At 35.7% G+C, this 12,192-nt stretch carries 13 protein-coding genes; all 13 read right to left on the minus strand.

The features are described 5' to 3' along the window. Positions 1–45: 45 nt before the first annotated feature. Entirely contained in the window at positions 46–792 is a 747-nt protein-coding gene (locus DRF61_RS13915; protein ID WP_111958055.1) for an electron transfer flavoprotein subunit beta/FixA family protein, read from the minus strand. A gap of 153 nt (positions 793–945) precedes the next feature. Further along, positions 946–1,650, minus strand: a complete 705-nt coding sequence (locus DRF61_RS13920; RefSeq protein WP_174772317.1) for an SDR family oxidoreductase — start codon at positions 1,648–1,650, stop codon at positions 946–948. A gap of 149 nt (positions 1,651–1,799) precedes the next feature. After that, positions 1,800–2,717, minus strand: a complete 918-nt coding sequence (locus DRF61_RS13925) for a T9SS type A sorting domain-containing protein (RefSeq protein WP_111958059.1) — start codon at positions 2,715–2,717, stop codon at positions 1,800–1,802. A 139-nt stretch (positions 2,718–2,856) separates the two neighbouring features. Next, positions 2,857–4,236: a dipeptidase gene (locus DRF61_RS13930; RefSeq protein WP_111958061.1), complete on the minus strand. Its 1,380-nt coding sequence runs from the start codon at positions 4,234–4,236 to the stop codon at positions 2,857–2,859. 77 nt (positions 4,237–4,313) lie between these two features. Further along, a complete protein-coding gene (locus DRF61_RS13935) occupies positions 4,314–4,979 on the minus strand; it encodes an OmpA family protein (RefSeq protein WP_111958063.1) in 666 nt (221 codons plus the stop codon). A 136-nt stretch (positions 4,980–5,115) separates the two neighbouring features. Continuing rightward, positions 5,116–6,264, minus strand: coding sequence for a class I SAM-dependent methyltransferase (locus DRF61_RS13940; protein WP_111958065.1), 1,149 nt, complete (start codon positions 6,262–6,264; stop codon positions 5,116–5,118). A 122-nt stretch (positions 6,265–6,386) separates the two neighbouring features. After that, a complete protein-coding gene (locus tag DRF61_RS13945; RefSeq protein ID WP_111958067.1) occupies positions 6,387–6,827 on the minus strand; it encodes a DinB family protein in 441 nt (146 codons plus the stop codon). Between the two features lie 169 nt (positions 6,828–6,996). Beyond that, positions 6,997–7,380: a GxxExxY protein gene (locus DRF61_RS13950; protein ID WP_111958069.1), complete on the minus strand. Its 384-nt coding sequence runs from the start codon at positions 7,378–7,380 to the stop codon at positions 6,997–6,999. Positions 7,381–7,452: 72 nt separating this feature from the next. Continuing rightward, positions 7,453–8,613: a methylmalonyl-CoA mutase family protein gene (locus DRF61_RS13955; RefSeq protein ID WP_111958071.1), complete on the minus strand. Its 1,161-nt coding sequence runs from the start codon at positions 8,611–8,613 to the stop codon at positions 7,453–7,455. Positions 8,614–8,821: 208 nt separating this feature from the next. Beyond that, a complete protein-coding gene (locus DRF61_RS13960) occupies positions 8,822–9,178 on the minus strand; it encodes an FtsB family cell division protein (protein WP_111958073.1) in 357 nt (118 codons plus the stop codon). Position 9,179: 1 nt separating this feature from the next. Then, positions 9,180–9,794: a uridine kinase gene (udk, locus tag DRF61_RS13965; protein ID WP_111958075.1), complete on the minus strand. Its 615-nt coding sequence runs from the start codon at positions 9,792–9,794 to the stop codon at positions 9,180–9,182. A gap of 120 nt (positions 9,795–9,914) precedes the next feature. Further along, complete coding sequence (locus DRF61_RS13970) at positions 9,915–11,753, minus strand: T9SS type A sorting domain-containing protein (protein WP_111958077.1); 1,839 nt, start codon at positions 11,751–11,753, stop codon at positions 9,915–9,917. A 129-nt stretch (positions 11,754–11,882) separates the two neighbouring features. Then, a complete protein-coding gene (locus DRF61_RS13975) occupies positions 11,883–12,188 on the minus strand; it encodes an ATP-dependent Clp protease adaptor ClpS (protein ID WP_111958079.1) in 306 nt (101 codons plus the stop codon). Positions 12,189–12,192: the final 4 nt, after the last annotated feature.

A 12,192-nucleotide genomic window follows, 5' to 3' on the forward strand; every position in this document is an offset into this window, starting at 1 on the left:
AGGGCTCAACATATGTCCCTGTTTCAGCTTCTTTCTTTTAAATTTTTAGATTACTTTAGCTTCTTCGTGAAGTAATCTTACCAATTCATCCAAATTGTCAGGAGAAACCATTTTTACAGCAGCTCTTGGCGGCACGCTGTCATAAGTTACTCCCTGAACTTTCACCTCAGAAGAAGCAGGCTCTACTACCTGTAAAGGCTTCGTTCTTGCAGACATGATCCCTCTCATATTCGGGATGATAAGATCTTTTTCATCTACCAATCCTTTTTGTCCTGCGATTACAGCAGGTAATTTTACTGATATCGTTTCTTTTCCGCCTTCAATTTCTCTTACAGCTGTAGCTTCGCTTCCGTTTACATCTAAACCTACAGATGCATTGACGAAAGGCTGGTTTAACAGCTGAGCGACCATTCCTGGTACTGAACCTCCGTTGTAATCGATAGATTCTTTTCCGCAAAGGATAAGGTCATATCCTCCGTTTTGAGCTACGGCAGCGATTTCTTTCGCTGTAGAATAGCTGTCTTTAGGATCAAGGTTTACCCTCACGGCATCATTGGCACCAATAGCTAATGCTTTTCTGATCACTGGTTCTGTAGCAGCATCTCCTACGTTGATCACTGTTACAGTTGCACCCTGAGATTCCTGAAGTTTAACTGCTTTTGTCAACGCAAATTCATCTAAAGGATTGATTACCCACTGAATTCCATTTTTGTCGAAGGCAGATTTATCTGCCGTAAAGTTAATCTTGGAAGTAGTATCCGGAACACTACTGATACAAACTAATATTTTCATGTGTACTATTTTATTTTTTCCCTTTTAGGCATAAAAAACCTTAGTGTTTTATGCTGAGATTTTGTTACATTTTACGTTGCTAATATAATTAAAAAATATATTATGCATGCATAATACTTATTTTTTTACTATTCAATACATTAAATGCATTTACTAGGCTGGTTTTGTTGCCCTAAACTCTATTTTGCTGGGCAGAACACGTGGATTCATTTTTAAAATATCCAGGACCAGATTCCCCATATCTTCGGGCTGGATCTTCCAGCTGTCTTTTTCTGAGGGAACGTTTCCGTTAAAATTGGTAGCGACTGATCCCGGCATAATAACCGTAGATTTGATGTTGTATTTTCTCAGATCAATCATTGCCGCCTGGGTAAATCCTACGACTCCAAATTTAGATGCATTGTAACCTGTTCCGTTTTCAAAGAAATTGGCGCCTGCCAGACTCGAAACCGTGATATAATAGCCTTGCGTCTTTTTTAATTCTTCTACAGAAGCTTTTAATGTGTAGAATACACCTGTCAGATTGGTTTCTATCATATCATTCCACTCTTCGGCAGTCAGTTCATCTACAGGTTTGAATATTCCCAATCCTGCATTGGCAATTACAAAATCCAGCCTTCCGAATGTCTCAGTAATATATTTTACAGCCTCTTCTTCACTTTCAAGGCTTCTTACATCTGAAACAATCCCCAAAACATTCTTTGAATATTTCTTAAGTTCTTCTTCAGCTTTTTCAACATCATCTCTTTTACGTCCTGAAAATGCTACTGAAATACCGTTTTCCAATAATATTTTCGCTATTCCGAAACCTATTCCTTTGGTTCCTCCAGTTATATAAGCTACTTTATTTTCTGACATATTATTAATTTTAATGCTCTAAAATAACAAAAACGCTTCAATTGAAGCGTTTTATATAGACTAAGATTTGTCAGGTATTTCTATAATTAATCTATAACAAAATATTTTATCTGAAAAATAATGAAAACTAATTTCATACAAAACTTAACCTATTTTTTTATAAATTTCTCAGAGAAATTACCATTTTCAGTTCTAATATTGATCAGATAAGTGCCAGCAGGAAAACTTCTAACATCAATTTTATCATTTTCTACCATCGACTGAACCTTTTTGCCAGCCGCCTCGTAGATTTCAATGTTTTTTATCTTAGAAGAAGCATTTATTTTAATAAAATCTGAAGCAGGATTAGGATATACAATTACCTTATTCTTATTTACAGTACTATTTGCTACAGATAATAATGCCTGATTATATACTTTAACATTATCAATATAGGCTGTTCCGTCTGCATTATCGTGTACGAAACGCAACTGGTTTATATCCATTGATTCTACTGCAATACCGGAATAGATCAAAATCCCGTTCAGATAGTATTTAACATCTGCAGCGGTTCCTACAACTGCAATATGGTACCAGGAATTCGGTTGCCACGTTCCCAATGCAGTGTCCATTACAGGATTTCCTGATAATGTTTTCAGAACTTTAATTGCACCGGAATTATCAAAATCGAGTCTGACAATATATTTTTCGTCAGCGCTGCTTACTCCCTGAAAGCTAAAAATCGATCCATTAAGTTGGGACATATTGATATCAAAAGAAACCGTAAAACCGTTGTAGGGAAGCAATACAGGAAGATTATCAAATGCGCCAATGATAGGAATGGATTGGGTTCCATAAGTGTTTTCTTTTACAATCTTCAGAGAATTAATTCCGTCTGATGCATTATCCATAGAAATGATCTGGTTAAGCACGTTCGGGGGCATATCACCGGTTGGCGTGCTGATCCAGGTCCCCTGACCATGGATATTCCCGGTATAAAATCCATCTGAATATTCAAACGAAATGATCTGCTGCGCAAAGGAAAACACTGAAAACAAGCAGAATGCGATAGAGTAGTTTTTTTTCATAGTAATTATTTTAGGTTGAACTAAAAATAATCACATACATTAACTAAAAAAATATCATTTGATAGGGATATTACCATAAAAAAACGTAAAGCGCTCCGATTTTGGAACGCTTTACTGAATATGATTATAAAATATTTAATTATTTTGAATAGTTCTCGAAGAACAGCGGAATACTTTCAATTCCTTTATAGAAATTAAACAGCCCGTAATGTTCATTCGGTGAGTGAATTGCATCTGAATCCAGCCCAAAGCCCATTAGCACAGACTTAGCGCCCAATACTTTTTCAAACATTGCCGTGATCGGAATACTGCCTCCACTTCTGTAAGGAAGAACTTCTTTACCAAATGCAGTTTCCATAGCCTGCTTAGCCGCTAAAAACTCTTTAGTATCACTTGGTAAAACATATGGCATTCCTCCGTGGTGAGGTGTTACTTTTACTTTAACATTCTCAGGAGCAATTTTTTCAAAATATTTTGTGAATTTTTCCGTGATCTCTTCAGGAGTCTGATAAGGAACCAGACGCATTGAGATTTTAGCAGAAGCTTTGGAAGGAATTACTGTTTTAGCTCCTTCTCCTGTATATCCTCCCCAAATACCATTACAGTCTAAAGTAGGACGGATAGAGGTTCTTTCAAGCGTTGTATAGCTTTTTTCACCCTCCACTCCATTGAGTCCGATAGATTTCTTGAATTCTTCCGGATTGTCTTTCAATTTGTTCATATCTGCTCTTTCAGCATCTGATACGGTTTCTACATTATCATAAAATCCGTCTATGGTAATATGTCCGTCTTCGTCGATCAGTTTAGCAATCATTCTGGAAAGTACGTGAATCGGATTAGGAACGGCTCCTCCATACAATCCTGAATGAAGATCTCTGTTCGGTCCTTCTATTTCAACTTCTACATAGCTTAAGCCTCTTAAGCCAGTTGTAACAGTTGGCTGTTCGTTGCTGTAAATATGAGTGTCAGAAATTAAAATACAGTCGCAAGACAACTTTTCTTTGTTTTCGTTAACGAAGTCTCCCAAGCTTACGGATCCTACTTCTTCCTCACCTTCCAAAATAAATTTAACATTACAAGGAAGAGAGTTTGTTTTCATCATCGCTTCAAAAGCCTTTAAATGCATAAAAAACTGTCCTTTATCATCCGCAGAACCTCTTGCAAAAATGGCTCCGTCAGGATGAAGTTCTGTTTTTTCAATATAAGGTTCAAAAGGTGGTTTTGTCCAAAGCTCCAATGGATCTGCCGGCTGAACATCATAATGTCCGTATACCAATACTGTTGGCAAATTTTTATCTAAAAGTTTTTCTCCAAAAACAATAGGATATCCTTTGGTTTTGCATACTTCTACATTGTCAGCCCCTGCATTTTTAAGATATTCTGCAACAACATCCGCACATTTCAAGACGTCATTTTTATAAGCCGGATCTGCAGAAATAGAAGGAATTCTCAATAACTCAAATAATTCATCCACGAAACGCTGTTTGTTTTCATTGATGTAATTTAATGTCTCTTGCATTTTAAAAATTTGTTTCGTTAAAAATAAAAAAAATGCCCTGCTTGAGCAAGACATTCATATACTTTATTGTATTTAAATTATTTTGTAAATCTTACAGACATTTTTCTGTCAGACGCTCTTTCTGCATCAGATGCTTTTGCATCCACTTTTGCAAACTGGCTTCCATATCCTTCTGCTGAGACAATCTGTCCTCCGGCACCTAAAGCGGTAAGCTGAGCTTTAATGAAATTGGCTCTGTCCTGAGACAATTTTACATTTTTAGCTTCATCTCCGGTTTTGTCAGTATACCCCCCAATTTTGATTTTTGAATCCGGGTAAGCTTTCAAAATTTTAGCAAGGTTACTCAACTGCTCCTGAGAACCAGCTTCCAACTGATTGGCAGAACCCATTTTGAAGTTAACATTATCAAAGTCATACCATACATTTTTCAATCCATCTTCTGTAGCAGAAGCATATTGTCCGGATTTCAGGTATTTTACAATGCTGTCTTCCATTCCGTTAGCAAAACCTTTCAGAGCAACCCCATTTAAATCAATAGAAACCTGAGATCTCTTCTCAGCATGTTCAGAACCATGTCCTGCAGCAGCTTCATGACCGTGTGCTTCACCTCCACCCTGTGCATCGTCGGAATATCTTTCTACTCCTTCTTCCAGTTTCAGAGTATTCTTGTTTCCTCCTGCCTGGATCTTTTTACAGCTTACGGCTACTGTTGCAACAGCTAAACATATAATGAATTTTTTCATATGTAAAATTTATTTTTTAAATGTCATATGGAATCGCATTATTTTAGCCGGTTATCATATTTTAACAGCAAGCGATTTCATGCTTAAATTTTTGATTGCCCAAAAGTAAGAAATCCTGCTTTTTTCGGCAACATTTTTATACTGATTTTAAAATAATTTTCCCTTTTTTGGATTGTGTAAAAATAAGGTAGCCTTCACCACCGTCTTTTATTCCATATTTCTTTTTGATATCTTCAGGTTTTAAAGGATAATTCTTTGAAATGATATTAAACTGCTCTTTCTTTTTAATCTGCTTAGATTCAACAGATTCCATTTCTAAAACTCTACCGGGAAAATCATTAATTTTCTGATCCGATGTATAGAGATGGGTATTGGGATGAAGTTTTTTAAGCCCGAATCTTTCTGAGACCAGATTAAAAATTCCGGCTTTTAAAATACTGTTATTGGGAATGTATATGAATTTTTCAGGTTCAGAATATACAGCCTGGGTATTTTCTTCCTCATCAAATGTAAAGGTAAAAGAAGAATCTCCGCTCTCCAGATTAATACAGTTTACCATAATTTCCTTTCTTTTTTCATTGGACAGAAAAATAACCGCTTCTTTGACATCATTTTTTACCGCTATGATTTCTATCCTGAAAATGCCAGGAAGGACTGATACCAGGTATTTCAAATCAATTAGCGGTGAAAGCTTTACAACTACCTGATCTGCTGTGGTAAGAAGCCTGTCTTTGATCTGAAGGATATCCGGCGAAAGATCTTCAAGCAAAAAGACTTTATTTTTATTATGATCCCTTCTGGCCGGATCTAAATAGATCACATTAAAATGGTCTTTATTGATATCTAAAAAATCTTCCAGATTTTGATTGATGAATATCGCCTTTCTGTCTAAAACACCCCAGTTATGCTCGACAATATTCAACAATTCAGGATTCTGCTCTACCAAAGTAACTTCGCCAAAATTTTGGGACAGATAATAGGCATCGATTCCGAATCCGCTGGTCAGGTCAATGAATGTATTTCCTTTGAGGATCTGTGATTTATAGACAGCTGTAATCTCTGAAGATGCCTGCTCTAAATTCAACTGAGGTGGAAAAATAATTCCTTCTTTAAGTAAAAACGGAAATTTTTTCTGGGCAGTTTGTTTTCCTTTAATCTGCTGCACAATTTCCGACATGGAAACATCTTGAAATGGGGATTTTTTTAACAGAAGAGAATGCAGATCTGTATTCAGATTTGCATTGATATAGTTTTGAATTTCTTTGTTTAATAATTTGTTTTCCACAGATTTCCTGGAATTTTCAAATTTTATAAATGAATAATATAAATGATTATAAAATACTTCGACTCCGCTCAGAATGACGTTCTACAACTGCTCATTATATTTTTCAAGGCAATACCTAGATTTTATCTTTTATAAAAAATATAATCTGTCAATATCGGATCGATGCTGTTCTGCTTCAGAAGAGAATTGATCTGACCTCGATGATAGGTTGAATGGTTCACGGCATGAAACAGTATTTCAAAAATACTATTTTCAAATTTTATCCTTCTTGAGTTCTGATATTCCACTCTGTTATCCAGATCGGATTTTTGAATGATATCAATACTTTTCAGAAAATTCTGCTGATTAATTTCATCAAGAGACTCAAAAGGGTTGACCTGCCAGACTTCAAATGAGTTTTCGCCCAATATCCGTGAATTCCAGATCTGCTGGGCATTCAATATATGATTGATCAGGCTGATTGTTTTTTCATCAACTTTCGGCTTGTTTTCTGAAATATATTTTATCATTTCTTTGTTGAAATGATGGGTGTATTCAAATAGATCAATCAGTTTTTCTTTCATTACATGATATTATTTTTCTTAACCACAGATTACGCAGATTTACACAGATGTTTACGATTAATTTCCATGATCCTAAAATTAGGTATAAATGGTATTAAAAGAATAAAAAATTTACACATAATCATCTGTGTAAATCTGCGTAATCTGTGGTTTAATAATCTATATTTTTTTAATCTAATTTTCCATTTACTTTTCTGAAAATACTTTTATTAATATAGTCAGTATTAAAGTTCACTAGAATGCCGAGCTTTAATCCGGTAAGTTTTAGATAAGTCAACAACTGTTGATGATGTATATTAGCTATATCTGTAGTAGCTTTTATCTCTATAATTACTTTATTTTCAACAATTATATCCGCAATAAATCCTGATTCTATAACAGTATCCTTAAACTTAAGATTCATTGGGACCTGAGTTTTTACCATTAATCCATTATTTTCAAGTTCATAAGCCAGAACTTTTTCATAAACCTTTTCTAATAAACCTGGACCAAGCTCATTATAGACAGAAAAAATGCATTTCCTGACATAAAAACTTATCTCATTTTCTTTCATTATATTGTGTTTTTAAAATAACAGATATCTTTTAAGATTACCTGTATTTGAGAAGTCTGGGGAACCTATAAATTATTCAAACATTTCAGCCCAACGTACAGCTCTAATCTCTTTTTCGCTGTAAAGATCTTCAATGGACCTTTTAACGTCTAATTTGGGGTATAAATTGACTCCAATCAGTTTTATTTTTCCTTCTTCCACCCATCTTTGCTCTTCAACAGCATGATCGTAGATCTTTTTCTGAATGATTCCCTGTTTCAAAAGTTCCAGATACCCTCCTGTCTCTTCTATTTCAACGAACAGTGCCCAAGATTTATCTGCAATCTGGCGGGTAATGTCTTCTACATAATAACTTCCATTCGAAGCATCCTCAAATACATTAATGATGCTTTCATAAGCGAGAACAATCTGCTGCTTAAAGGAGATCTCTTCGGAGTTGTCGGTGCTTCTGTTTACAAGATAATTATTGCTGAACACCGCATCTGCTCCTGCAATCATTGCGGATGCCAGTTCTAGTGTCGAACGGATCAGATTATTTTCACTGTCTGCAACAGCCTTATTCCTTAAAGATGTCTCTGCAAAAATATATGGTGTTTCATTTAAACCATATTCTTTGGAAAGTTGGTTAAAAACTATTTTAAAAGCTCTCAGCTTAGCCATCTCAAAGAAATAATTCCCACCCACTGCTATTCTGAAAATCAGTTTGTTCAAAATTTCAGAGCCATACATTTCAGCAAGCTCCTTGGTTTTTGCCAGCGCAATTCCCAACTGCTGGTAAATGGCAGCTCCGGCATTCTGATGAAGCGAAATATCAACACAGATGTTTCTTCTGAAGTCTTTTGATAAAAGTTCTTTAGTCAGCTGGTCATCAATAATGCCTTCATTTTCTTTAAAAACATCAATCAGTGAAAAATACTGGTCTTCTTCTTTCGGGCTGATATGACCGGCAAGGTCTTTATTATTGACAAAAATTGTTTTTTGCTCAAGGTTTTCTACGTTGTGGTCTAAGACAAATGCAAATACATCTTCTTCCAGGCTTTCGTGATATCTTGCTACGAGATGGGTATTTTCCTCAACTTTCGGCAGGTTTGCCAATGGTTTCTGAACTTCACTGTAAAAAGGTTTTACATCAATTCCTTCCAGATTTTCCTTATTTAAGATGGAATAAATGTCTTCTGTTTTAAGCTGTTTTTTTACTAAATTTTCCCAGTTTGGAAGTATATCTGCTGACATTGGCTGTTTATTATGAGTGAATGGTGAATTTTGCTTTGCAGGCAATGGTAAAATTATTAAAATTGACAATTAACCATTGATAATTCACGATTACGTTTATCATTTTTATGTGAATGGTGAATTTTGCTTCGCAAGTCAATGGTGAGTCATGAAAATTGACTATTGACCATTCACAGCAAAGCTAATTGACTTTCACATTTCAAATTTCTTATTTTTTAGCACTATTTGTGCTGTCTACTACCAAAATGAAGATCTCTTCATCCGGTTTTTTCATAAAATAATTTTCTCTTGCGTATTTTTCTTTTTCCGACTTATTGTTCATCAGCTTTTTATAAAAAGTATCATTTTTTTCGTACTCTTTTTTATAATATTCAAGCTGGTCTTCATATCGGCTGATTTCACCGTTCAGTTCATTAATAACAAGGAAAGAGGTTTTATCAAAGAAAATCATCCAGACCAAAAACATACAGATTGTAATGGTATATTTATTCAGAACATATTTCTGGATCATTTTAAATGTTTCAGATTTCGGCTGAATGTCTTTAATAAGTTTGTTTTCTTCCATTTTAATGTTTTCTCAACGAATTTTTAATAACAGTAGTTAAAAAATCAATCGCTACGGAATTCTGTCTCATATTCGGAATGATCAGATCTGCGTCATTCTTGGATGGCTCAATGAATTCCTGATGCATTGGCTTCAAAGTGGTCTGATAACGGTGAAGGACTTCACTCAGATCTCTTCCTCTTTCCTGAGTATCCCGCCTGATTCTTCTGATCAGTCTTTCGTCTGAATCTGCATGAACAAATACTTTTAAATCAAATTCTTTCAGCAGTTCTTTGTTCGTCAATACCAGAATACCTTCTACTACCAATACATTTTTAGGTTCTACAGTGACGTGGTCGCCAGTTCGGGAATGGGTTACAAAGCTGTAAATGGGCTGTTCTATAGACTCATTGTTTTTTAAAGCTTTTACGTGTTTTATCATTAAATCGAAATCTATAGACTTTGGATGGTCATAATTAAGCGCCTCTCTCTCGGTCAGTGTCAGATTCGGGTTATCGTGATAATAATTATCCTGAGAAAGGATATTCATTCCTTCAATATCAAGCTGTTGCAGTATCTTATCAACAACTGTAGTTTTGCCGGATCCTGTTCCTCCAGCAATTCCTATTACAAGCATTCTTTTTTGTTTCTTTATAGTTGGTACAAATATACTATTTTAGATGAATGCAAGTAAAACAATCCCGCAGAATTTGGTATAACAAAAAAATCCGATGTCTGGGCACCGGATTTAAAGTTTTTATTTTTTAATGAATTTTGCAGATAAATTAATTTCTTTTACGGTCAGGATATAATTTCCGGACGGAAGGTTTGAAACATCAATTCTGTTGCTGTTATTCCTTATCGTTGTTTCCATTACTTTTCGGCCTTCCATGTTATAAATTTCGGCTTTTTCTTCTTTGTTCCCTTTCAACAAAACGATAAGAACATCAGAAACCGGGTTTGGATATACTGAAACTGGGTTTTGTTTAACTGTTTCTTTGGTACCCAGTGTACAGCTGTATTCCGGAAGAACATAGCCTGCAGCTGTAAATTCCTCTGTCATAGCGGTGATATCATTACAATTGAACCCGAACTGTCCCAACATATCAATACCGGCCTGTCTTACGGCAATGGCCGCATTTTGCTGGTTTGTTGTTGAAGTTGTTAAATTCAGTCCTTCTAAAAACGCTCTGTCCGTTTTCTCTTTACCTATTCTGTTATAAATTCTCATCAGTGCCGCAGACCAAATCTGTGCTTTATCATAATAGGATCCGGATCCCGGATATATCATTGTAGTATTGGTTATTCTGCCATCCCAGAAAGAATTATGACCGTCCCAGCTGAACATCCAGTTGTATTCCGGAGCAGATGTGGACCATTGATTTAAACTTCTGCTGTAAGACTGTGCCCAGTAATCGCCGCATCCTTCGCTCAGACCGTCTGCATTGGAAATTCCGCCTGCCAGCCAGTGATGAATTCCGTGTCCCAATTCATGTAAAATTACATCAGCATCTTCAGCATCGTCTACACCGCCTTCACCAAATCCAAGTGACTCACTTCCTGTCAGATAATGAGAGTTATCCTGACCACTAAAACCATGCGGATCAAATCTTAATACCCCATTGTTTTGTGAAGGTTTGCAGACAATTCCTAAAGTTACATTGATGTATCTTAAACTATTATCAAGGTGCCAGTAAGCATTCACTGCTTCAAATCCATCATCACTTCTGTTAAACAAAAACTGATTGGTAGACTGTGTAAAAATTCCTTTTGCGGGTGCCTCTATCTCCTTAATTTCTGCATACGTTCCCTTTAAGGTATAAATTCCGCCTGTAAAATCAATTTCAGGAATTGTCACTAAAGTTCTTGCAGCATCCAGACTGGCGTTGGTAGCGTCGTTATTATCTACAAAATCACCTGCATAAGCTGATCCGGTTTTAGATAAAGGATCCGGTTGAAAAATGTAGGCACTTCCAGTTACCAAAGTCTTCTTTGATGTTACTTTTTTATCTTTTTTCTTATGAAGTGAATCATTTTTATCATGATGTTTTACAGAAATGTCTTTCATGCTGATCACATCACCTGTTTTTGCATCAACAATGGTTTCCCAGCTGCCGGGATTATCAAAAGAGCTGATCAGTACCCTGTAAACCAATTTTGTTTCTCCTGAATCTGTAATGTAGATAAACAGCTTATTTTCTTCATAGGTAATCTCTCCTTTTGACCGGGAAGCTCTATGGGCTTTTTTAAGCGCTTCTGAAGCAGACACAGAGGGAACCGTATCAGTTTCTTTCAGGTTTTTCTTCAAACTTTCTGTCCCTGTATAACTTATTTTACCGGATTTGTTGAAATGGACCACAATTTCAGACTGAAAAACAGGAACGTCTTTTATCATCTGCTGAAATCGCAGGGTTTCTCCTGTATTGCTTTTGCGTACCGAGCTTAATGTGAGTCCGCTGAATCCCGGAATTCCTAAATTTCTTGAGTTTTCTTTGATCCAGTTTTTAGCCGGAGCTTCAAAAGATGATTCCTGAGCATGTAATGCGGAACAGCATAATATACTCCCAAGAACCAGCGAAGTAATTTTTTGTTTCATTTATTTATATTTAGGGTGTGTCTTAATTGCTAATATAAATAAATATGACGAAATTTTTCACCAATAAGTGTATATTCTCTAAAAAAAATATGCTTTAATAAGAAACACTGCCAATTGGCAGTGTTTTGTTTATACTATTTCGCTTGTTAATTCTCTCGAAAGCAGTTTCTCATGCATGGGCTTAAGGAGATCCATAGAACCTGTTTTTACTGTGCATTTGCCTTTGTAATGGACGAGCATTGTACATTGCTCCGCCTGTTCCAGGGTATGCTTGCAAATCTCTATCAGACAGTCTATCACATAATCAAATGTGTGAATATCATCATTATGGAGAACCAGTTTATATACTTCATCTGTGTCATCCAAAACCAATACTTCTTCTTCATATTGACGTTTTGGATCTTCGTAATCTTTTATGCTGTTATAAAAAATCATTTCT

This window comes from Chryseobacterium lathyri (assembly GCF_003290185.1).
GTDB lineage: Bacteria > Bacteroidota > Bacteroidia > Flavobacteriales > Weeksellaceae > Chryseobacterium > Chryseobacterium lathyri.